Raw genomic sequence first — 23065 nt, 5'->3', positions numbered from 1 at the left:
CGTTCAAGCCCCAGCCAAGCAAAAAATCCCAAAAATTACTGTATTTTAGCAGGATTTTGCGCCATATTCATCTATTCGGACCAAAATTCCTGCACTTTTGCAGGATTTTCGCCAAAGCAATCTGCCGGGAGACGGGGGCGCTGAAGACGAGGCATACCGACCAACCGGAGACGATTAGACGGAAGACGGGGCATACCGACAGACCAGCGCACGCGCCTTAGCGCACCCGCAGAGCCCCGCTCGCCCGCGCCACGCCAACCGCACACCTTAGCATAGGCTAATCGCACCACGCGAGCCGCACGCCCCACAGCGCACCGCGCCACGCCCGCCGCGCGCACCATGCACGCGCCGTGCCGGATTTACCCGTTGCGCAGCGGCGCCTCCCGCAGCTCGGAGCTGACGCGAAGGAAGCGGAAGAACGAGGCCGCCGCTTCGCCGCGGGTTACTTCGCGGTCCGGCAAGAACTTGCCGTCAACCGTATCCATAATGCCGAGGCCGATCGCAATGGCCGCCTGGCCTTTGCGCTCCACCTTCGCCGCATCGCTGAATTCGATGCGGAACAATTCCTCGTGATTGGCCAGCGTATTGTAACCGAGCGCCCGGACGATCAATTCGGCCATCTCCTCGCGATCGACTTTGCCCTCGGGATTGAACGAGCCGTCGCCAATGTCGATCAGGTTCTGCTGTACCGCCGTTTCCACATAGGCGAACAGCTCGGAGTCGGCGGCGACGTCGTTGAACGACGCCTTGGCCTGCGATGCGGCCTCGTAGAGGCGCGGCGGCCGGCCGCTATTCATCGACAGGACGAGCATCTTGATCAACTCGCCCCGGGTAATGACCGCCTCGGGACGGACCTTCCCGTCTTCCAGGTCAAGCGCCCTGTAGGCGACCATCAATTCCAGCTCCCGCTGAGCCGGATGGCCTTCCACATCGGTTGCCTGCGGCAGTTCCAGCTGGGTGACTTCTCCGGTCTCCAGATTGCGCCATTGCCCCGACTCCGCATCGAGGAACACCGGCTCGTCGACCGTCTTCGGCACCAGCCGGTAGACCAGCTTCGTTTCACCGTCCGGAATTCCCTCGCCGGGCCTGATTTCACCGGCCGCCACCAGCACCCGGTATTTCTCGACCGGAATCGGCTCGCCGTTCCATTCGTACTTGTGCTGCTTCTGATAAGTCAGCTCGACGCGGTAGTAATCCATCCAGGCGTCGATCGCCTTCGCGTCGCCGATCAGCTGCGGCTTGGCCGGATACGCCAAATCTCTCACATCCGCGGAAAATTCGCGGATCTGCCCGGTGACCGCATCGATACCGACATGGACGTAATCATATTCGACCCGCGCCCCGTTCACTTTGCGGATGAATGCCAAATAGTATTGGCCCACTTCCTCGGGCGTCTTGCCTTCATAGCGCTTCGCGTCGGAAGCGCGCAAATACAGCTGGTCGGCGAGCCAGGGCAGCTGCTTCTTCACCGTTGCGACAGCTTTCGCTTTCGCCTCGCCATATGTCACGCCTTTACCGCCTTGCTGTCTGCTGTTCGTATAGGCGCTGTAATTCCGGATCTGCCCGGTACGGGAATCGACGCTCGCCCAGACGGAACCGCTGTCCTTGCCGTTTTCCTTAACCGTCCAGGACAAGTTCCATTGCGCTCGGGAGACGCCCTCATACTCGTCCTCGTATTCGTTATAGTCGCTGCCGGTCAATTCGGCTCCCTTCGGCAGCCCGAACGCGTCCTTCACCGTCTGCACAGCCTGCTCTTTGGACAGCTGCGCTCCCGCCTTGGGCGCCGTGCCGAGCGGTTTCGCGCTTACCGGAGACGCTTCCAGCGCAGAATCGTCTTCGTACTGCGGCTTGATCACTTCGCCCGTTGCCGCGTCGATCGTCACCGGCTTCAGCACATAGGCGAGCTGAGGAGACGTTCGGCCCGCGGTATTGCGGATCAGCTTGTAGACAAGCTCCGGGCTTGCGGCGGCCCGCAGCTTCGCAATCGCCTGCTCCGAATTCAGAACCGTTCCGGCCTTCTCGAACCGGACCGACTTCTCCCACTGCAGACGATACGAACGGACATGGCCTTCGCCGTCGACTTCAATATCGATAAAGTTCTCGACATACGGCAGATCGTTCACGATCCGGTTGTACCGGAACAGGTAAACGACATCGCCGTTCAGCGGCGGCTTCAACTGCTGGCCGTAGTAAGGATCGAGTTCGATCTGGCCGACCAGCGCAGGCGCAATGGATTGAATGAATGACATCGCCAGTTGCTGCGCTTCCGTACGGTCGACTTCGGGCGGATAGGACGGCGGTGCCGCTCCGGGATCATAATTGTCCGAGGAGAAAGACACCAGCGTGCTTTCGTCAGCGTTGATGCCGGCCTGAATGGAGGCAATCTGCTTGCCGTCCTTCTTCTTCACAAAATACAAATTCCAGACGTTGAAGCCTTCGCCGTTCGGATCAAACATCTGCTTGCCGTAGTTGGCACTTTGCAGCTTGTAATCATCCGGAATATGTACCAGTTTGCGGGCGAGCGCTTCCGCCTGTGCCTTGGACATGGCGGCGACCGCCTGGGACGCCGACGCTTCCGGCGATGACGGTTCTTCGGCCCTCGAGCTTCCCTGCGCGGAAGATGCCGCCTTCTCCGCATAAGCCCCTGCCGGCACCGCGCTAGCCAGCAGCGCGGCGGATACGGTTACGGCCAACCACTTGCGACTTGATCTCACCGAAATATTCCCCCTTACGAAACGAATGGCTTGCTATTCTTCATTAACGAAAACTTGTTGCCAAAAGTTGCATCGCCCGTTTCCAATCCGCAAAAAAAGCCCTTTTGTCCCCTGATCAGGAACGAAAGGGCTGTCTTGCCGCGCCGTGAGTGTTCAAGCTTTACAGTTGGCTTTGAATTTTCGATTTCAGCGTTTCTTTGCTTTGAACGCCGACCATTTTGTCAACCGGCTGTCCGTCTTTGAACAGAATGAGCGTCGGAATGCTCATTACGCCGTATTGCGAAGCGATCTCCGGCTCTTCGTCCACGTTGACTTTGGCGACAACGGCTTTGCCTTCCATTTCGGTTGCCAGCTCCTCTACGATCGGAAGCTGCATTTTGCAAGGGCCGCACCAGGGCGCCCAGAAGTCGACGATGGAAACACCGTTTTCGATGCTTTTCGCAAAATTGTCTTTCGTCAATGCCACTGCCATCTTACATCATCCTCTCCTAAAAATGTGGGTTGAGATGGAAACACCGCCACATCGCTTATTTCGGCTCGCATTCGCGAATCTGCGCCAGCACATCGGCAATCGTAATGCCGGCAAAGTAGCTTTCCAGCCGCTGCTCAGCGGCACAGAAAATGCCGTACATCACTTCCTTCATGTTGGAGCCGACAATGCAGTCCGCATCGGGATTGCCTGAACACCAGTTGGGCATGAGCGAACCGATCGCGATCACGCGGTAAATATCTTTCAGCGTTACCTCGGCAGGTTGTGCTGTCAGCCAATAGCCGCCTCCCGAGCCTTCGCGCGTATCGACATAGCCGCCACGGCGCAAACAGCTCATCACTTTGCGAACGCGGGCCGGGTGGGTTCCGACATTGACTGCGATCGTTTCACTGGTTGCCATCCTTTCCGGCAAATATGCCAGCAAAACGAGACTGTGGACGGCAATCGTAAATTCGCTGTTCATTCGTGAACGGCACCCCGCTTTGTACTGTAATAATATCAGTTACAGTTAGCGATGTCAAACGAAATGTGCTGAAATGCTCATTACCCATTATGTGATAAAGAAACCGCCGGTATTCCGGCGGCTCAAGCGAACGACGATACAACGAACCGTGAGCTATAAAAAATAAATTAGAACAGAAACTCGTCGGGATCCGAACCGAACCGTTTGTCCTGATTCAGTCCGTCAATAGCCTCCATTTCCGCGTCGCTCAACTGGAAGTCGAACACGTCGGCATTTTCCTTGATGCGGTGCTCGTGAACCGATTTCGGAATCGTGACAACGCCATGCTGGAGATCCCAGCGAAGGACGATCTGGGCCGGCGTTTTGCCGTACTTATCCCCCAGTTCCTTGAGCAGCGGAATGTCCAGGTTCCCTTGCATCAGCGGACTCCATGCTTCCAGCTGGATGCTGTGTTTGCGGCAGAAGTTCAGCAGCTCTTTCTGGGTGAGCAGCGGGTGGAATTCGACCTGGTTGACCATCGGCTTGATATTGCAGCTGCCCATCAGCTCTTCCAGGTGGTGAACCTTGAAGTTGCTGACGCCGATCGCCCGCACTTTACCGTCATTGTAGAGCGTCTCGAGGGCGCGGTACGTCTCCTTGAATTTATCCTTGCCCGGCCAGTGAACCAGGTACAGGTCGATGACGTCCAGGCCGAGAAGCTCGCGGCTCTTGTCGAACGCGCGCAACGTCGAATCGTATCCCTGATCATCGTTCCACACTTTGGTCGTAATGAACAGCTCGTTCCGGTTCACGCCGCTCTCGGCAATAGCCCGGCCTACGCTCTCTTCGTTTTGTATATCGCCGCGGTATCAATTGCCCGGTAACCGTTACGGATCGCAGCCGTAACCGCATCGACTGTCTCCTGCCCGTTTTGCGTCTTCCATACGCCAAGGCCGAGCCAAGGCATACGCACGCCATTATGTAGTACGGTCGCTTCAGCTATCGAAGTTGGGAATGGCATCGATAAAATCCCTCCTGCTTGATCAAAATGGTATTTCAAAAAAATGACTACTTTTACATCTTACCACCATAACCGGTCAATAAAAAGTCCGCAGCCGATATCCGGTCCGCCGTTTTCGTCAGAACAGACTCAGCTGGCCTGAAGGCTCCGGCGGTTCAAGGCCGAGCAAACGGGACATTTCACGCGCATTATCGGCCGCGTCGCCTCCGGAATTATTGTTGAACAGGACGCAAATTTGTTGCGATTGCCGCTCGAGCCGGCGAAGCCGTTCCGCCCATTCGGCCAGTTCCTCCGTGCGGTAGCGGTACAAATAGCGCACCTCCCGCCAGTCCGGCCTTCCGCCGGACTGCCAGCCGGCCGCATTGCGGCCGTGAAAACGGACGATCGTCAGGGCCGGGTCGGTCGCTTCTTCCACAATCGGCACCGAGCCTTCCCCCGCCTGCGGCTCGTCACAAACGCTATGGATCCACCCTTCTTCGCGCATAAACGCAAGCGTACGCTCCCGCATCTGCGGCGCGAACCAGCTTTGATGCCGAAATTCGAGCGCGCACGGAACATCTCCCATTCTCGCCTTCGCCGCCCGCAGCAGGCCGACATGTTCGCGGGTGCAATCGAACCACGGCGGATATTGAAACAGAACCGCTAGCAGTTTTCCCGCCTCGCGCATCGGCGCAAGCGATTCCAGGAATGCCCCGTACATGGCGTCGTCTCCCTCGAAAGGCACACCGCCGCGGGCGTGCCCGGTCATCCCCTGGTAAGCTTTGACGACAAACCGGAAATCCGGCGGCGTCTCGGCCGTCCACTTCTCCATATTGCGAACCGGCTGCACCGCATAGAACGAGCTGTCCACCTCCACCGTCCGGAAAACGCGGCTGTACGCCGCAAGCTTGTGCCGCGCCGATTCCTTGTCGGGGTACAGCGTCGGATGATCCCCCCATCCTGTCAAGCCGATTAAGATCACGTCAAATCCTCCGCATGCCATTTTCTATCCATTGTATCGATCGGATCCCTTCCTTGACAAGCGCTGTCTCTCCTTTTTATAATTAGGTTGCCTAATAAATTGGTTCGGAAATGTTTTAGCACCGAAATAAAAGGGGGGTACGTATGAGCGATAGCAAAATCGGCAACAAAATCGTGAAGCAGCTGCTGCAGTCGTTGACGCAATTTAACCGCACGCAGTGGCACCGTTCGCTCCCCGGCTTCAAGCCCAGCGAAATTATGCTGATTCTGGCGATCGGCGAAGGGGCAGAGCATGGAGGACCCGGGTTGAAAGTATCCGAGATCAGCCATATGCTGCGGGTCACTTCGCCGACCGTTACCCAGCTGCTGAAGGAGCTCGAAAGCAAGCGTCTCATCGAACGCTCATCCGACCCGGCCGACAGAAGGGTTGTCCGCATTCGGTTGACGAAGGAAGGCATGCAGATTGCGAATAAAGCGAAACGCAAGCTTCTCCATTCGCTCGAAGGGCTTGTCGAATTTTTAGGAGAGGAGGACAGCAAACGGTTGGCGCAGCTTCTTGACAAAGCGTTTCTCTATTTTGACAAAGGACAGGATCAGTAAGCCAGATAGTCGGCAAAGAAACAAAGCGAACCTGCACGATTGTATGTAACGGGGTCGCATGGCCGGAAATCAAGAAAGAAGGAGGAAATCGGATGGCCAGAACGCACAAGAAATTAACCTTTACCGATTATGTTTTAAAATTCGTGTTCATAACGCTCGGCGCAGTCTTGATGGCGGTAGCGCTGGAGTTGTTCCTCGTTCCGAATCATATTATTGACGGGGGCATCGCCGGGGTATCGATCATTTTGTCCAAGCTGACGGACCTGCCGCTGGGCGTATATTTGTTCTTTATCAACCTGCCGTTCCTGCTCCTCGGTTTCAAGCAAATCGGGAAGACGTTCGCATTCTCCACGTTGTACGGCATCGGCATCATGTCGCTGACGACCGTGCTGCTTCACCATGCGGAGCCGTTCACCGAGGATCATCTGCTGGCCGTCTTGTTCGGCGGGGTCATTCTCGGCGTCGGCGTCGGATTGACGATCCGGTTCGGCGGTTCGCTCGACGGAGCCGAAATCGTGGCGATTCTGATGGCCAAGAAAACCCGGATGCCGGTCGGTCAGCTGATCATGATCATTAACGTCGTTATTTTCATTATTGCCGGGTTCGTGTTCGGATGGGATTCGGCGATGTATTCGATCTTTACTTACTATATCGCGTTCAAATTGATCGATATCGTCGTCGAAGGATTGAACGAGTCCAAGTCGGTTACCATAATTTCAAGCGAATACGAGGAAATTTCTCAGGCGATCATCGACCGCCTCGGCCGCAGCACCACATTCATACAAGCAAGAGGGGGATACAGCAAAGAAGATACGCAAATGATCTATTGCGTCGTTACCCGCCTCGAAGTGGCCAAGCTGAAAGCGATCGTGCAGGACATTGACAGCAAGGCCTTCATCGCTATCGAGCATGTCGCCGACGTTATGGGCGGCAACTTCCAGAAAAGCGCGATCCACTGAGGCAGCCGCCGGTTCTCAATCGCTGATCAGCGCGCTTTCCAGATCGCGGTCAAAATGCACCAGCTCCATCATGCCGCCCGTATCGATGGCGATATCCGATTGGATGGATGTTACGGTGCATCCGGTCAGTTCCTCAAGCTGCTCTTTCAGCCGGAGCTGGAACGGATAGCGCACCGCCCCGTCCCGCCGCGAGCATGAAGTTGCCGTCTCGCCGACGGCCAGCGCCCTGCTCGCGGCAGGTCTGTGATCGGCTATGATGACTAGATGATTGCGGATAATACGGGCGTCGACGCCTTCCGGCACAAAGCCCGACCGTTCCCGTATGCAGCGACGGTACAACTCTTCGATTCTGGCGCTCAGTCTGTCCAGCATCTTCAACTCCTCCTTCTGTTCGGCATTCGGCACGATATCCCCCTTGTCCGTACGACGACAAAACACCGAGGCAGAGAAACTCTGCGCACGGGCTTATCGTCAATCGGCAAATGAGCCGGTCGCTACTAAGCGCGATCGCGGTTCTCTCAATCGGCTTACGAGGTTAGCTGTCGGATTCGGGCTTGAGAGTGCCCTACCTTCCGCGCTGCGCGCAGGAAGGATTCACCCCGGGAAACCGCCGCGGCGACGCGGACGGATTCGATGGTTCCCCCGTTTCCCTGTTCAGGGAATTCAGCATATGCAGTTGTATGAAAATTTAGAAAAGTAAGGGTGCCCCTGATTATAACCGATTTCATCGAAAATATCAAATCGGCGGACACCAACCGCATAATCCATTATATGCCGAAACGACAGCAAACGTGACAAACAAGCATTAGCCCGCCTTTTCCGACCGCTCGTAAAATATAATCCGGTTGCCGGAAGGATCGATAACCGTCACTTCCCGCGAATGCCAGGGCGCAGTTTCGATCCCGGGACGCGCATAGCGTCAAAACGTTCTTTATTTCCACGATGCTTTAGGGGAGTCGAACGAGCTGCCCGGTAACTTTCCTGTCATGTTTTCCGGGGCAAGCCGAATAGAATGTGGCGAGAGCAAAAACAGTCCGTTATCCATTCTGTTCAAGGTGGTGTAGGGTTCGCATGCTCGTATTGTGGATCATTGTAGCCGTTGTCGTCATCGGCCTGATCGTCTGGCTTATCGCCAGAGCAAGCGGAGGTTGGGTATCCATTCGCACCGAGACAGGCGCAAGGACCGAGAAGCTGTACAGCCTGCAGGCTCACCTGAAAGAAAGCGGCATCAAAACCCGGATTTCCGGCGAAGGGCAGCAGCTGATGCAGCTCCATGTTCCGAAGAAATCGGCGGAACAGGCCAAATCGCTGATTGAAGAGTTCGAAGCGCAGTTGAAATAATGTACACCTCCGTCATCGCCTCATTCAAGCGTCCCGCCGGAAGCCGGCGGGACGCTGCTCTCTTATGCGCTTCGGGCAAGATCGCCCCCCTTCTCGTCGATCAGCTTAATCGGCTCCTACCATCCTGAGCCCGATGACGCCTCCTATAATCATCGCGATAAACAGCACCTTGCGCCAATCCTTCGATTCCCGAAACAGCACCATACCGAGCAGCACGCTGCCGGCGGCGCCAATGCCGGTCCATACGCCATATGCCGTACTGATCGGAATCTCGACCATCGCCTTGGACAGCAGAGAAAAGCTGAGCCCGCCGAAAATGATCGTGCCGACCGTCCCCTTCCATTTGGTAAACCCGTCGGACAGCTTCAAGAACGTCACCATCCCGACTTCCCCCAAACCGGATAAAAATAAAATGAACCAAGCCATAACGCCACCCCCTCGTTCGTAAAATCAATGTACGCCCTCGTACAGCCAGAAACCGACAACGCCTCCGTCACCCTTGCTCGTGTCCCGCTTCGGCTTTGTCGCCGGAGATCATCTTCAGTCCGACAATGCCGCCGATCAGCAGCGCGATGAAGAATAGTTTGGGCCAATCCGCCGACTCTTGCATAAAGAGGATGCCGACCAGCACCGTACCCGCCGTCCCGATGCCGGTAAAAACGGCATAAGCCGTACCGATTTCAATCCTCTTGAGCGACTTGGCGAACAGCACAAAGCTTGCAACCAGCCCGATAACCGTCAACACGCCGGGCACAGGCCGGGTGAAGCCTTCGGACAGTTTGAGCCCGAATGCCCAGACCACTTCCATCAGACCGGCCAGCAGCAAATAGATCCATGCCATCGAATCGTCACTCCTTCGTCCATATTTGCCATAGCCAGCTCCAGGCGATTTCCTGCCGCTCCCGATACAGGCGGGAATCGTACAACTCGTGTTCGACGAGCATGCCGTCGGTCAAAGCGAAAAACAGCGCCAGCATCCGCCCGGTATCCTGCCTGACCAGCACATTCTCGCCCATCCCCTTCTCCAGTATGTCGGCAAGATAACGGACAAGCTCGGCCTCATGCGCCAGAAACAGCCGATGCAGCTGCTCCTTCAGATGCTTCGGCGGCACCATCATCGTCCGTTTCAGAAACGCCTGGCCGCTCGAAATATGGTCCAGATCGGTAAAAAAGTCAAAAACAGCGCGCAGCTGCTCCTTGATCGGCCGATTCGACACCCGTTCCACCAAAGCCGTATAATTCGCCAGCTCTTCCTGGATGACATCGTTCAGCAGCTCCAGGAAAAGCTGTTCCTTGGAATTGAAATGGGCATAAATCGACGGCGTCCGGATGCCGACCTGCTTGGCGATAGCGGACAGCGAAGCGCCTTCATACCCCGATTCCAGAAATGCCGTCAACGCCGCCTGCTTGAGACGATGAGCCGTCTGTCCGTCATTCACGTTTACGCCTCCTTGTATCACTAACTAACGAACGTTAGTTAGTTTTGGTTTTGATTGTAGCGGGTGACGGTGGAAAAGTCAAATGTACTTTGTATCAAACAAAAAACGAGCAATGTTCGCCGGAAAAACCAGCAAACAATTGCTCGTTTACACATCCATTACTTCAGTTGCAAGAAATTATGAATTACTTGAGCAATCTCAGCTCGAGTTATAGAGCCCTTCGGCCTGAACGCCGTCCCATCGCCCTGCATAATATTTAGCGCAATTACCGCTTCGACATCATTTCTCGCCCATGAACTGATATCTTCCATGTCTGTCAGATTCGTTTGGGCTGAACGTGCCGGCACTGTTCCGTTCAACTTATGGTACAATCGTGCGATCATTACAGCTACTTCTTCCCGAGTAAGAGATGCATCAGGAGCAAATTGTTCAGACGACACGCCTTTAATCAGTCCAGTATTATAGGCAATCGCCACCTCGGGAGCATACCACTTGTCAGTCCCGATATCGACAAATGGATGAGATAAATTCCCCTCATTCTCCGGACCCAACAAACGCACCAGTACAGCTGCAAATTCCGCACGGCTTACACGGGCTTCCGGCGTAAATGTATTGCTGCCAGTCCCCTTTAAAATATGTTTTGCAGCAAGAGATTGTATAGCTTCATCAGCCCAATGCGATCCGTTAACGTCTACAAAGGTTTTATTATAATTCAATACCGCAAAATTACCAATCTTATTTATTACTGTTTGAATACCTTCTTCGGTTACTTTACCGCCTACATATTGTGCATCCCCATTATCCGAAACAATATATATACCGGTTAGATTGCGATTGATACCTTCTCCAACAGGAAGTGTAATGACAATGGGTTTGTCTAGTGTCGTTATTTTTGTTTCTTTGCCACCGTTCCCGAGAATGGAAAGGTCGATTTTGAAAATACCACCAGCATTCTGCATATTTGCCTGCGGAGTTCTAGCATTTACAGTATTTAGTAACTTATCGGCATCATCCGAGCTTATCGGAGCCACTCCGAACTGCAGTTGAGAGCCATCAGTTCCCAGCAATGATTGTGCATAATGCCACCATTCATCTGTCAGCGTAACCGTTACATCGCCAAAAGAAATATTTACGGATTTTTTATTATCCAATATGGTTTTAACAACATGAGTCGGAAATGCGACTTGTCCTTTGCTATCAGCCTCGAGAACGATCGATTCGCCATCCTGAGAGAGAATATCTTGAGTTGTAATTACTTTCCCGTTATTTGATCCAGGTACCGGGATTGGCGCTGGACTAGGGATCGGATTCGGGCTCGGGTTCGGTTCCGGATTCGGGTTCGGTTCCGGATTCGGATTCGGTTCCGGTTCTTGCTCAGAATCCGGATTGATCTTATAAAATTTTGCATCTCCGAAATGACCCATTTGATATAATTCATTTAATGGAGCAATTAAATCATCCGGGCTATTTGCAATAAAAAACACAGTCTGCTCTTTAGAAGTAGACATATATAAAGTACTTGAATATCCGCCAATTTTCACTTCAGGATACGCCCACATTAACGCTTCCATCGGAAGTTGGGCCGGCAGCAAAGTAATCCCCAGGCTGTCAAGGAATTCTTTTCTTTTTAATTTTACCAACTCACCATGTGACACTGGGTCGAAAGCCGGATGTGGTTTGAAAAATAATTTATATGTATCCCCAAAATCCTTAACAATTTGTTTCACGACTTTCTCAAAACCATTTTGTTCCCCAGCGAGACTTGTGCCCGATATAATCAGGCTTGGTTTATCTGAATAAAACAGTTTATCGAATTTAGCTTTGTCTATGCCAACGGCTTTAGCAAATTCCTCTTTCTTTTCGTCCGACAATGAAGCAAACATATCATAGGGCATTTTTTGACAACGTTCATTTTCTTAATTTCTTCCGCTACTCGGGGGTCGTTACTCCTTAATAACTCCGGGAATTGCATCCAATATTGAACATTAGGATATTGGGATACATAGTACATACTCTTTTGTAGTTCTGTATTATTGTCAGTATTTATAACGTCTGTTTCTCCCGCTTGAATCAAGGTCTTTCTATTTTCATATTCATTTTTATACGTCTCCCAGCTTACAAAGGAATTCTCTTGTTCGAAAAGGCTTTTAAAAATACTATAGGACCCTGTTCCGTCAGACAACAAGTAGACTTTGTATTGCGATTCAGGTAGACCATTCGCAACAAACATCTGCAATATAAACTGCACACGAAGATCATCGACATAAAAATTAAATTGTGCGTTTGGGTTTTCAGAATAAATATCGGCTACTTTACCAATAAGCTCATCCATAACGGTCCTGTTGTAAGTATGTTCAAAAGCAATTAAATTAACATTTTCTGGCAAAGCAGATGGATTGAAAGTTGCTTTCCGATGGAACCACATATACGATTCATGGTCACTATGAAAAGCATTCAGCCCAGCATATAAAGTTGGTAATGTCCCTAACGTTGCATAAATATCATAAACTGAATCCGTTACAGTAACGTGGTTATTTGATAAGTCTCCTTCATTGAAGGAAGCACCCATTGCAGTTTGAGGGAAGATAGAAAAGACTACTAATAGCGCTAACATTAAACAAATTTTTCATATTGGCCTCCCTAATAAGAGTTAGTTCATTAATAAATGAGCTCAATGATTATAAACTAACTTGTTTTTCCTCTTATTCACAGTTTAGTAACCGTCACGCAAGCCGAACATTCGCTTGACGAAAGACGGCAACTTGCGATGGGACTGCCCGAGCCGGAAGCCGATCAGCTTCGCGGCCGACTCCAGCAGCAATCCCGGAAGCAGCCCCCATCGGCGCTCTTCCCGAATCGCCTCCAGCTGCCGCCGGACAAGCCGAGAACCTTCCTTGCCGACCTTCGCATACGGCAAAATCCAGTCCTGCTCGCGCATCGAGACGCCGTTGTCGTAGAAGCGGCGAAGCTGCTGCAACGCGGTATAGTCATGCGAATGCACCACCTCCGCTTTCGCGGCGTAGACGATCGCGTACCCCTGCAGGATACAGCGCGCAGCCATGAACAGATCCTCGTTAAACATGACCGGTTCCGGGAACCTACCCATCTTCTCAAAGACGTCCCTTCGTATCGCGGAGCAAACGTTCGAACAGAAGAACGTTTTCAGCCCGAGGCGCGGAATATCCGCTTTCGTCTTCCTTGCCGGTTCCGGCGGGTAGTTGAACGTCCGGCTCGTCCGCTCAAGCAAGCCCGCATCGGCACGGGGAAGCTGGCGGGCATAGGCATACGCGACAAGCGGGTCTCGCAGCGGCGCCGTCAATTCTTCGATGAGCCGTTCGTTATGGGGCAGCGCGTCCTGCGTCATGAACATCAGCACATCGCCGGAAGCGGCCGCTGCGGCTCGGTTGCGCGTCCCGCCATGATTGAACTCGCGGCGCGGAATGTCCAGCACAATCGCGCCTGCATGACGCGCACGAGCGGCCGTACCGTCCTCAGAAGCGGAATCCGCGACAATAATTTCATGCGGCGGCACCGTTTGGCCGTTCAGTCTGGCGATCAGTTCGGTTAACTCGGTGCCGGCATTCAACGTCGGAATAATGACCGAAACGCGGACCGGTTCGCTGCGGTCAGTACGCATTTTGTTAACCAAACCGTTCACAACGGTTTTCACAATAATTTTGAGATCGAACAGAAAGCTCCAGTTCTCGATATAGAACAGATCGTGCCGGATCCGGTCATGGATGGAGGTATCCCCCCGCAGCCCGTTCGTTTGCGCCCAGCCCGTAATGCCCGGGCGAATGTGGTGTTTCACCATATATTTCGGAATCTCCTCTTTGAACTGATCGACGAAATACGGTCGCTCCGGCCGCGGGCCGACGACGCTCATATGGCCGAGCAGCACATTGAAAAACTGCGGCAGCTCGTCGAGGCTTGTCCGTCTGAGGAAGGCCCCGAACTTCGTGCGCCGCGGATCGTTCTCAACCGTCCATTGCGTGTCCGACACTTCGGCGGGAGAGACGTGCATCGTCCGAAATTTGTACATGTTAAACGTACGACGGTTCAGTCCCATCCGCTCCTGCTTGAAAATGACCGGCCCGGGCGATGTCAGCTTGATGCCGGCGACAATGAGCAGCATCACAGGGGACGTTACGATAATCGCCATAATCGAGAACACAATATCGAAGGTTCGCTTCAAAATCCGGTTGCTTAGCTCGTCCAGCGGAACGTCTCGAATATTGATCATCGGCATGCCGGCAAAGTTATCGAAGAACGGCCGAGCAGGCAGCAAGTCGAAGAAATCGGGAATGATCAGCGTCTTGACGCCGCTCTTTTCGCACAAAGCAATGATGCGGGCGTACTTCGCATGCGCCTTCAGCGGCAAGGCGATCACGACCTCGTCGACCATTTTCCCTTCCAGACATCTTTCCAGATCGTCCAGCGTCCCGATAATCGGTTTGTAATGCCGGTATTCTTCGTCGTGCTCTGTCTGATAATCGTCAAGAAAACCGAGCACCTCGTAGCCCAGCTCGGGATGCTGCTGCAAGCTTTCATAGAAGCTCCGCCCTACCGATCCCGCTCCGAGAATCAGAACGAACCTCTTGTTGTAGCCTTTGCGCCGGAACCAGAACAGCAGCATTTTGACCGCATATCGATATACCATGGTTGCTGCGACGGAGACCATAAAGAATATGGCCAGGAACGACCGGGAAATATGTACTTCTTTCGCCAAATATAACAAACTGAGCAGCAGCAGTGCGCTCAGGCCATGCACCTGGATAATCTTCCATATGTCGTAGGAGAAACGCTTTCGCCGCTTGGGTGCATAGAAACCGGCATAGAATCCGATCAGAACGGTGGCGAAGGCGTAAATCGTTCCCCACATCAAATAGTTTTTAAATGGCAGCGTATTGTAATGCTCGATCCATCCGCTCTGGAACTTCAGCCAGTACGAGGCGAAAAAAACGCAGAGCATGACGAACAGATCCGCCAAAACATAGATTTGCGTCAAAAATCTCTGGTTCTGCCGAATCATGCCATCACCTTCTTCTCTCTTCTACTCTATTATTGTAGCAAATAGAGGAAAACGAACCAACCCCGCTTTTTACCAGATGCGCGCCTTCCGCTTCGCTCGGCGGCTAATTTCTTTTCTTTTGCGCAGCATATCAGGGAACGCTCTTGCGATCGTAAGCCAACAGGCGAGCAGCCCCGGCTCACGGACCAGAATATAGCCGAGCCGCAGCAGTTCCAGAACAAGAAGTACGGGCAACGTCAGCGCGAATTGCGGCGTGAACGTCTCATTTTTGATCCAGACGAAAAATTGATTCTGATAAGAATGCCGCCGGACGAACAAGGGGATCGCTCGGCGGCCCCCTTCCTTCCATCCCCTCTTGTGCAGTGCCCTTGCCGACGGCACATACATTGCTTTCCATCCGAGACGTTTGGCCCGATAGGCTACATCGACATCTTCTTTGTACGCGAAAAAGAATGAGTCGAAAAATTCCCCATTAATCGAAATATCGTCGATCATTCGCCGCGAATAGACCGCAGCCGCCCCTGACACACCGAATACTTCCCCTTGATCCTGCCATCTTTCCGAAGGTTCGCCGGCCCCGCGGTCGCGCGCCCGCCTGGTCAGGTTGAGCACAAGTCCCGTACTGTCGATCACATCTCCCGCTGACATCCGCACCAGCATGCCCGTCGCGCTGCCGATATCGGGATTCGCTTCCATGACGCCGATGATCGTTTCCACATAATCCGGTTCGAGCATGACATCCGGATTGAGCACCAGCACGTAATCGGAGCCGGTTGCGCCAATGCCGAGATTCTGTCCCCCCGCAAAGCCCGTATTATCTTTATTCGCAATAATCTGAATCCGGTCCCGAAACCGTTCCAATACGCTCATCGTGCCGTCGGACGAACGGTTATCGACGACGACGATCCGCTCGATCGGGTATGTTTGCCCCAGCACCGCTTCCAGACAGGAAGCAATATCTTCGGCACTGTTATAGGTGACGATACTGACACTAACGGTCGGTCTTGACTTCATCGCTTCCATCATCCTTTAAGAAATGGCGCAGCGCTTCGCGCCACGGCCGCATGTCGCCGAATCCTTGCATCCGGATCTGCGCATGATCGAGCACGGAATACGGCGGACGGGGAGCCGGTCTCGGAAATTCCGCTGTCGTGCACGGCTCGACCTCAACCTCCATTCCGCTTTCTTCAAATATAGCCTTCGCAAACTGGTACCAGGAACAAGCGCCCCGATTCGTCGCGTGATAAACGCCATAGAAGTCAGTCTGCGACAGTTCCAGCAAAAAGCGGGCCAGATCCAGCGTATACGTCGGCGATCCGATCTGGTCATGCACGACGGTCAGCCGCTTCTTTTCGCGGCCAAGCTTCAACATCGTTTTCACAAAGTTGCTGCCGTAACGACCATACACCCATGACGTTCGTACAATAAAATACCGATCATGAAGCGATTGGACAAATTGCTCGCCAGCCCATTTCGACTTGCCGTACACCGTTTGCGGATTCGGCTCATCGTCCTCCTTGTACGGAACATTCGATTGCCCGTCGAATACATAGTCCGTGCTGATATAGACAAGCTTCGCTCCGGCTTCGCGAGCTGCAACGGCCACATTGCGCGTTCCCTCCGCATTGATGCGGTAAGCGTCATCGGGATCGGACTCCGCCCGGTCGACAGCCGTATATGCCGCGCAGTGGATGATAACGTCTGGACGAAGCATCGACGTTACTTCCCGGCAGCGGTTCAGATCGGTCACGTCCCATTCCTTACGGCTCATACCGGTTACTTTCACGCTGGGAGGAACCTTTATGCCCACCAATTCCCGGCCAAGCTGGCCGCCCGCCCCGGAAACGAGGATGTGCAGACCGTCTCTACTCATCGCCGCCACCCAGCCGATCGCCGTACTGCTTCGCCATATATTGGCGGTAGTCCCCGGATATGACCCGTTCCATCCATTCGGTGTGATCCCGGTACCAGCGGATAGTAGCCCGAATGCCGCTTTCATAGTCATATTGCGGCGTCCATCCGAGCTCCTTGCGGATTTTACTCGCATCGATCGCGTAGCGGCGATCATGGCCCGGACGGTCGGCAACGAACCGGATAAGCGACTCCGGCTTGTTCAATTCGGCCAATATCGTACGCACAACCTGCAGATTATTTCGCTCATTATGACCGCCGATATTGTACACCTCGCCGTCCCGTCCCTGGCGCAGAACCAGGTCAAGAGCCCGGCAATGATCCTCCACATAGAGCCAATCGCGGACGTTCAGTCCGTCTCCGTACACTGGAAGCGGCTTGTCCTGCAAGGCGTTATGGATCATGAGCGGTATTAACTTCTCGGGAAATTGGTAAGGGCCGTAATTGTTCGAGCAGCGGGTGATATTGACAGGCAAACCGTACGTTTCGTAATAAGCGCGCACGAGCAAGTCAGCTCCCGCCTTGCTGGCGGAATAAGGGCTGTTGGGCCGAAGCGGCGTATGTTCCGTAAACAGACCGGTATCCCCGAGCGTTCCGTACACTTCGTCCGTCGATACCTGAACGAATTTGCGCACGCCGTATTGTCTGGACAGCTCGAGCAGCGTCTGCGTCCCCAGCACATTCGTTCGAACGAACAAGTCCGGCTGCATGATGCTTCGATCGACATGAGACTCCGCCGCGAGATTGACGACCGCATCGACCCCTTCCGCGAAGAGAGGTTCAATGGCTGTACGATCCGCGATGTCCGCCTTTACAAAACGGTACGCAGGATGCGACTCGACATCCGCCAAATTTTCCGGATTGCCGGCATAGGTCAGCGCATCCACATTGATGACTTCATCCTGCGGATAATGCGCCAGCATGTAGCGGATAAAGTTGCTGCCGATAAATCCCGCACCCCCGGTTACGACAACCTTCATGCACCTCACCCTTCGTATTGAAAATTGATTTTTGCCGACGATAGACGCGGATGATTCGCATCCTTGGCGGATAGAACAGGCTGGCTAACCGGCCAATTGATGCCGAGAGCGGGATCGTCCCATGCGATGCCCCGGTCGTGTTCGGCCGAATAATAGGCGTCGACCTTGTATAGCACCTCACAATCGGGCACGAGCGTGCAAAAGCCGTGAGCGAAGCCTTGCGGCACGAACAGCTGCCGGAAATTGCCTGCCGACAGAATAAAGCCTTCCCACTGGCCGAATGTCGGCGATCCGCGCCGGATGTCCACCACGACATCGTAGATCGCGCCGCTGATTACACGCACGAGCTTCGATTGGGCCATCGGATGCAATTGATAATGAAGTCCCCGAATAACGCCTGCTTCACGAGACAACGAATGGTTATCCTGGATGAATGTACACGTAATGCCCGCTTCCCTCAACGCTCGTTCATTGTAACTTTCCATGAAGAAGCCCCGATGATCGCGGTGAACCGTCGGTTCGATCAGCTTGATGCCTTGCAGCTTCGTATCGGTAATCTTCATCGTATTCCTCCGGTCCGATTCATTTATTTATATTTACTGGAACAGATGATCCAGATTGACTGTACGCGCCAATTCATTTGCCTTCGTGAGCGAGGCATGCGTACCGGCATCGGTCCACCATCCTTGTAAAATATCAAATGTTAACTCTCCGGTTTTGATATAGGCATTGTTCACATCGGTAATCTCCAATTCTCCGCGCGCCGAAGGCCGAAGTGTGCGGATAATGTCGAACACCCTGCTGTCGTACATATAAATCCCGGTAACCGCATAATCGCTTTTCGGCTGCGCCGGCTTCTCCTCGATTGACACAATACGGTCCCCTTCCAGCTCCGGAACACCGAACCGGCTTGGGTCCTCGACCTGGCGAATGAGGATTTTCGCCCCTTTCTCTTGCCGCTTGAACTTCTCGATATACGGGACGACCGAATCGGCGAAAATATTGTCTCCAAGGATGACCACGACCCGCTCGCCGCACGCGAACTGCTCGGCCAGCCCGAGCGCCTCCGCGATGCCCCCCGCCTCATCCTGCACCTTGTACGTGAAGGATGCGCCGAACTCCCGCCCGCTGCCGAGCAAGTTCACCACATCCCCCATATGTTCCCTGCCCGTCACGATGAGTATATCGCCAATTCCCGCTTCCTTCAGCTTTGCAATCGCATGAAAGATCATCGGATACTTGCCGACAGGAAGGAGATGCTTGTTCGTCACCTTGGTTAAAGGACGAAGGCGGGAACCTGTCCCGCCTGCGAGAATGATGCCTTTCAAGGAAAACCCTCCCATTTAATCAAATATGACCCATAACCACCAGCAATCGAAAGAGGAGTTCTTCTTTTATTGTTTGCCTGTACAGCTTGGTATGAGATAAGAATCTTAAACGTTGAAAAAACTTTTCTCGGGGGGCAAGAAAAAGATTCAATTGATGCCGGCTATCACCCTCCAACTGCGAGCCGAAGATCCGGTTGAACTCCATAGCTTGTTTGTAAAGAAGATGTGCACCTCGGTTCCTGCGGAAGCTTCTCCACTTTCTCCGAAGCATATCGACAGTGTTTCTTTCTCCCCCAACAACATTTAAATTATGCTGCCGATATAAAATGGATGGTTCAGCATCAAAGTGAACTTTTCCAAAAGCTGAGATACACAAATACGCCCACCAATCATGCATAATAATTTGATTGGTACGAGGCAGATTAGCGCAAAGCAAATCACGGGCTGCCTTGTTCATTGTAATGGTTGCTCCTACCGCGATATTCTGTACCAACGCATTGAAAAAGATGGTTCCCTCCGTGGCAGGCTCGGCCAGATGGTTAAAGGTCTAAGATCCGCATCCGTAATCCAGGTAGATGTAAACATCATTGCCGGTGTTTTACCGTCATGTTTTCCCAGGTGTTCGACCGCTCTTCCAACCTTATCTGGCAGCCAAATATCATCCTGATCGCAGAAACTAAAATATTCGGCATACGGATCGGATTTTAATAATAGTTGGAAAAAGCTGCCGATAACTCCTATATTACACTCCTTGATCAGGCGGATCCTGCCTGGATTACGAATTGACAGGTTATCGATAATTGAAACTGTTTGATCCGTTGACCCGTCATCCCGAATGAACAACTCGCAATTCTTATACGACTGGTTCAGGATGCTTTCAATCTGCTGGGCTATAAAAGGGGCCCCATTATATGTCGACAACAAAATTTGAACTTTACTCAAGACTCACCTCGTATGAATCAGTTCATTCTTATTGTCCGGTTCTATCGATGGGTTTACCTGTGAAAAGGGATCGATTTCAACAACATACTTGGGGCGCCTTTTGACCTCTAAGTAGATTTTCCCAATATATTCACCTAAAAGCCCTAATCCTACCAGTTGGATACCACCCAAAAACCAAATGGAAAGGATTAATGAAGTCCATCCGCTCACCGTTCTTCCAAACAGATTCGAGAGCAACCCGTACACTCCGGCAATCAGACTCAGCAGAAAAATGACTGCTCCTAAAAAGGTGACAAATCGAATAGGGTATATACTGAAAGATGTGATACCCTCTAACGCGAATGTTATCATTTTTTCAGAGGATATTTAGACTCTCCAGCAAACCTTTCTTGTCTTTCATAATACACATTTGTTGATTTAAAACCAATTAAGGGAACAATTCCTCTGAGAAATAAATTAACTTCCTTATAATCTAGCAGATGTGTTAGTGCCCTGTGGCTGAGCAAGCGGTAATCAGCGTGATTGTGTACCAGATTGACACCCATCATTTTCATGAACCGGTAAAAGCAAAGAGCCGAATTCCTCTTAAAGAATGTATCTTTATCACGGCTACTTCGAACTCCATAAATAACCTCAAAACCCTCATGGAATTTCAGTATAAACTCTTGAATGGCATTGACATCGTCCTGCAAGTCGGCATCTATAGAAATGACGCAATCAGAATGGTGCACCGATGCTTGAAGCCCTGCCAATAAAGCGTTTTGATGCCCTGCATTCTTCGCAAGCTTCAGTCCCTTTACTCTCGGTGTTCTGGAGCCAAGTTCGCAAATCAAATCCCAAGTTCTGTCTCTGCTACCGTCATCGACGTACAGGATCGAACTTCTGTCAGACACCAGACGCTTCCGAACAAGCTGATCAATGACGGCGTTTAATCTTTTTGTGGTTTCCGCTAAAACTTCTTCTTCGTTAAAGCATGGGACAACAATTGTGAGAATCGGAAGGTCTCCACCATATCGAAACATTTGATTTCTCCTTATCATTCAAACTTTTATACACTTCGTTGATTTATGCCAGGTGACTCAGTCTTGTCCCTTGAGAACGAAGCTTTGGTTACAATTAAACATTGATAGATTACCTGTATCCCCATGCTTCCTACTGCAAAGATAAAGGGTATTATATCATGTCGATACCTGGTTTGAATTTCGATCACCAAATGTAGTGCTGCATATCCTAAAATAATGAGCAAGAGAAAAAATGAGCATAATTATTACTTCTAATCGAGTAAGCCACCGAAACACAACTTAGTCCAATTGCAAAGAGATACATGATTCTCTCTGCACCGTCGAAGTATATCCTCCAGCTTTTTTGAGCCGTATTATCCATGCTCCAGAACGTTGACATATCACCGCCGCCCCACATTTCATCAAATTTGGAAGAGAACAACTTTAGTAACTCACTTTTATTCTGAAGTCTTTCTTTGATTAATTGTAATTCTGCCTGATTCCGCTCTTCTCCAAGTGGAAACTGATGAACATATTCATTATCCGCTTTGGAGAATTTACCATTTGTCGATACGTTCAAACCAGTTACAAATTTCCAATAAGGTTCATTATTAGGCAATGGGTATGGAGCGATTCTCGCAACAGCGTAACCAAACGTAACGATTTGTTGCAAAATCAGGTACACAGCCAGAACACCTAGTACTTTTTTGATCCACTGCTTCCTTTCGCTTCGCATAGAAGGTAGACAGAAAAAAACACGAAGTAAACTATCAATAATCCGATATAAAAACTACCCAATGGCCTTATTAAATTGCCTATTCCAAAACATAGGCCGATATAAAGCCAACTGTGTTTTACTGTAGGGCGAGTAGCAAAATATACGCCTAAAGCATAAAAAATGTAGACAAATGCTGATTTGTCAGCACCGAGCACATAATAATAAACGGGATATAAAAAACATACATCAAAGAAGCCATTTTCCCGCAAAATTCATTAAATAACGCTCGCGCAATATAATAAACGATCACTGCCGTCCCCAAGCTAAACATTATATTGAAAAACTTCAAAACAAATAGTGAATCTCCAAATAGTTTTATAACCCCGACCTGGTATAAGGTGAACCCTACTTGGTAAGGCCACCTTTCATAGTAAGGATGGTTGGTAAAAACAGTAAAATCCCCTTGTGCAACCTTTACAGCTGCCTGGTACATAATCTGAAAATCAGAAACAGGATGGGTATCCACTCTGATAATCCAAAATAAGCGGAGAACTCCTCCAATAACAAGCAATAAACATAGAAAATTGAATGGTTTAAGCTTATTAATAAAAAAGCAAGGATCAACGACAAAAGAAAAACTCCGCCAAGCAGGCCCAATGTCCCAAAAGATGATTGAATAACATTACTTGCATCCGCAAAGGTTACCAGAAAGCTTAAAGAGAAAAACAAGAAGGCTACCAGCATGACAAATAATACAATGACTTCCCTGGTTCCTATCGACTGCTTATTCAGCATGTATGTTTTTCATTCCTTTATAACAACTGAATTCTCAATTAATAATATTTCCTTGTCAATCGTATTATCGGCTCCGCTCTGGCTTCGTACCCTTTTGGCAGCCTGCTTGGATAGTTCGCGATACTTTTCTGGATTCATATATAACCATTTAATACTTTCCGCCAGTCCTTTATAATCCTCTTTCTCTACAAGCATACCACAATTTTCATCAACAAACTCCGGAACAGCAGATACGGAATTGGTTACAGGAACGAGTCCAGAAGACATGGCTTCATCCCTGGACACCCCTTGGGAATCCCATCGGGTAGGGTTAAGAAAAACACCATAGTCTTGATATAGTTCAGCCATCTCAGTCTGTCTTAAAAAACGTTCTTCGAGGATTACATTCTTGA

Annotated in this window: 23 protein-coding genes, 4 pseudogenes and 1 riboswitch; of the genes and pseudogenes, 3 read left to right on the top strand and 24 right to left on the bottom strand. The window is 51.4% G+C overall.

Annotated elements, in window-relative coordinates; all coding sequences use genetic code 11:
- Positions 1-359: 359 nt before the first annotated feature.
- From PACILC2_RS16910 to PACILC2_RS16890, 5 genes and pseudogenes are all read right to left on the bottom strand, one after another.
- Complete coding sequence (locus tag PACILC2_RS16910; protein ID WP_213529688.1) at positions 360-2714, bottom strand: S-layer homology domain-containing protein; 2355 nt, start codon at positions 2712-2714, stop codon at positions 360-362.
- A gap of 160 nt (positions 2715-2874) precedes the next feature.
- Positions 2875-3186, bottom strand: a complete 312-nt coding sequence (gene trxA, locus PACILC2_RS16905) for a thioredoxin (protein WP_062490066.1) — start codon at positions 3184-3186, stop codon at positions 2875-2877.
- A 55-nt stretch (positions 3187-3241) separates the two neighbouring features.
- Positions 3242-3667, bottom strand: coding sequence for an RrF2 family transcriptional regulator (locus PACILC2_RS16900; protein WP_062490064.1), 426 nt, complete (start codon positions 3665-3667; stop codon positions 3242-3244).
- A 167-nt stretch (positions 3668-3834) separates the two neighbouring features.
- A pseudogene (locus tag PACILC2_RS16895) lies at positions 3835-4667 on the bottom strand (aldo/keto reductase).
- Positions 4668-4785: 118 nt separating this feature from the next.
- Positions 4786-5628: a DUF72 domain-containing protein gene (locus PACILC2_RS16890; RefSeq protein WP_213529686.1), complete on the bottom strand. Its 843-nt coding sequence runs from the start codon at positions 5626-5628 to the stop codon at positions 4786-4788.
- Positions 5629-5771: 143 nt separating this feature from the next.
- Between PACILC2_RS16890 and PACILC2_RS16885 the strand changes: the two genes are divergently transcribed.
- Together PACILC2_RS16885 and PACILC2_RS16880 are read left to right on the top strand one after the other, a co-directional pair.
- Complete coding sequence (locus PACILC2_RS16885; RefSeq protein WP_062490057.1) at positions 5772-6227, top strand: MarR family winged helix-turn-helix transcriptional regulator; 456 nt, start codon at positions 5772-5774, stop codon at positions 6225-6227.
- A 92-nt stretch (positions 6228-6319) separates the two neighbouring features.
- Positions 6320-7186: a YitT family protein gene (locus PACILC2_RS16880; protein WP_062490055.1), complete on the top strand. Its 867-nt coding sequence runs from the start codon at positions 6320-6322 to the stop codon at positions 7184-7186.
- Between the two features lie 15 nt (positions 7187-7201).
- Here PACILC2_RS16880 and PACILC2_RS16875 read toward each other — a convergent pair whose 3' ends face one another.
- A complete protein-coding gene (locus PACILC2_RS16875) occupies positions 7202-7558 on the bottom strand; it encodes a Na-translocating system protein MpsC family protein (protein WP_213529685.1) in 357 nt (118 codons plus the stop codon).
- A 138-nt stretch (positions 7559-7696) separates the two neighbouring features.
- A riboswitch (cyclic di-AMP (ydaO/yuaA leader) is annotated at positions 7697-7865 on the bottom strand.
- Positions 7866-7991: 126 nt separating this feature from the next.
- Positions 7992-8093 (bottom strand): annotated as a pseudogene (locus PACILC2_RS27130) (glyoxalase superfamily protein); the annotation flags it as partial.
- Between the two features lie 164 nt (positions 8094-8257).
- Between PACILC2_RS27130 and PACILC2_RS16870 the strand changes: the two are divergent.
- On the top strand, positions 8258-8527 hold the full coding sequence (locus tag PACILC2_RS16870) for a putative signal transducing protein (protein ID WP_213529683.1): 270 nt from the start codon (positions 8258-8260) through the stop codon (positions 8525-8527).
- 105 nt (positions 8528-8632) lie between these two features.
- Here PACILC2_RS16870 and PACILC2_RS16865 read toward each other — a convergent pair whose 3' ends face one another.
- From PACILC2_RS16865 to PACILC2_RS16790, 17 genes and pseudogenes are all read right to left on the bottom strand, one after another.
- Entirely contained in the window at positions 8633-8953 is a 321-nt protein-coding gene (locus tag PACILC2_RS16865; RefSeq protein WP_062490048.1) for a DMT family transporter, read from the bottom strand.
- A gap of 67 nt (positions 8954-9020) precedes the next feature.
- Complete coding sequence (locus PACILC2_RS16860; RefSeq protein ID WP_062490045.1) at positions 9021-9368, bottom strand: DMT family transporter; 348 nt, start codon at positions 9366-9368, stop codon at positions 9021-9023.
- 7 nt (positions 9369-9375) lie between these two features.
- A complete protein-coding gene (locus PACILC2_RS16855; protein ID WP_213529681.1) occupies positions 9376-9966 on the bottom strand; it encodes a TetR/AcrR family transcriptional regulator in 591 nt (196 codons plus the stop codon).
- A 158-nt stretch (positions 9967-10124) separates the two neighbouring features.
- On the bottom strand, positions 10125-11849 hold the full coding sequence (locus tag PACILC2_RS16850; RefSeq protein WP_213529679.1) for an S-layer homology domain-containing protein: 1725 nt from the start codon (positions 11847-11849) through the stop codon (positions 10125-10127).
- Complete coding sequence (locus tag PACILC2_RS16845; RefSeq protein WP_213529677.1) at positions 11792-12580, bottom strand: hypothetical protein; 789 nt, start codon at positions 12578-12580, stop codon at positions 11792-11794. The genes PACILC2_RS16850 and PACILC2_RS16845 overlap by 58 nt, the downstream gene beginning before the upstream one ends.
- A gap of 99 nt (positions 12581-12679) precedes the next feature.
- Positions 12680-13603 carry a glycosyltransferase family 2 protein gene (locus tag PACILC2_RS16840; protein WP_213529692.1) on the bottom strand — a complete coding sequence of 308 codons (924 nt, stop codon included), beginning with the start codon at positions 13601-13603 and terminating at the stop codon, positions 12680-12682.
- Positions 13604-14998, bottom strand: a pseudogene (locus PACILC2_RS16835) (undecaprenyl-phosphate glucose phosphotransferase); the annotation flags it as partial.
- Positions 14999-15067: 69 nt separating this feature from the next.
- Complete coding sequence (locus PACILC2_RS16830) at positions 15068-16012, bottom strand: glycosyltransferase family 2 protein (protein WP_213529676.1); 945 nt, start codon at positions 16010-16012, stop codon at positions 15068-15070.
- Positions 15990-16871 (bottom strand): dTDP-4-dehydrorhamnose reductase, encoded by an 882-nt coding sequence (rfbD, locus tag PACILC2_RS16825; RefSeq protein ID WP_244863581.1) that lies wholly within the window; start codon positions 16869-16871, stop codon positions 15990-15992. Before rfbD ends, PACILC2_RS16830 begins: the two co-directional genes overlap by 23 nt.
- Complete coding sequence (gene rfbB, locus PACILC2_RS16820; RefSeq protein ID WP_213529674.1) at positions 16864-17889, bottom strand: dTDP-glucose 4,6-dehydratase; 1026 nt, start codon at positions 17887-17889, stop codon at positions 16864-16866. The genes rfbD and rfbB overlap by 8 nt, the downstream gene beginning before the upstream one ends.
- Positions 17890-17894: 5 nt before the next feature.
- The gene (gene rfbC / locus PACILC2_RS16815; RefSeq protein WP_213529672.1) at positions 17895-18452 is read right to left on the bottom strand and encodes a dTDP-4-dehydrorhamnose 3,5-epimerase; all 558 of its coding nucleotides are present in this window, start codon (positions 18450-18452) and stop codon (positions 17895-17897) included.
- A 33-nt stretch (positions 18453-18485) separates the two neighbouring features.
- Positions 18486-19217: a sugar phosphate nucleotidyltransferase gene (locus tag PACILC2_RS16810; RefSeq protein ID WP_213529670.1), complete on the bottom strand. Its 732-nt coding sequence runs from the start codon at positions 19215-19217 to the stop codon at positions 18486-18488.
- Between the two features lie 19 nt (positions 19218-19236).
- On the bottom strand, positions 19237-19674 hold the full coding sequence (locus PACILC2_RS27125) for a glycosyltransferase family protein (protein WP_244863580.1): 438 nt from the start codon (positions 19672-19674) through the stop codon (positions 19237-19239).
- Positions 19675-19688: 14 nt separating this feature from the next.
- Positions 19689-20159: a glycosyltransferase gene (locus PACILC2_RS27120; protein ID WP_244863579.1), complete on the bottom strand. Its 471-nt coding sequence runs from the start codon at positions 20157-20159 to the stop codon at positions 19689-19691.
- 3 nt (positions 20160-20162) lie between these two features.
- Positions 20163-21181 (bottom strand): annotated as a pseudogene (locus PACILC2_RS16800) (glycosyltransferase family 2 protein).
- 208 nt (positions 21182-21389) lie between these two features.
- On the bottom strand, positions 21390-21845 hold the full coding sequence (locus tag PACILC2_RS16795; protein WP_213529668.1) for a hypothetical protein: 456 nt from the start codon (positions 21843-21845) through the stop codon (positions 21390-21392).
- 837 nt (positions 21846-22682) lie between these two features.
- Positions 22683-23065 (bottom strand): glycosyltransferase (locus PACILC2_RS16790; protein ID WP_213529666.1); only part of this gene is annotated, 383 nt, incomplete at its 5' end.

The organism is Paenibacillus cisolokensis (assembly GCF_018403665.1).
Taxonomy (GTDB): Bacteria; Bacillota; Bacilli; order Paenibacillales; family Paenibacillaceae; genus Paenibacillus_AH; species Paenibacillus_AH cisolokensis.
Note: the sequence above shows the minus strand (reverse complement) of the source record. Positions and strands in the feature narration are given on the sequence as shown.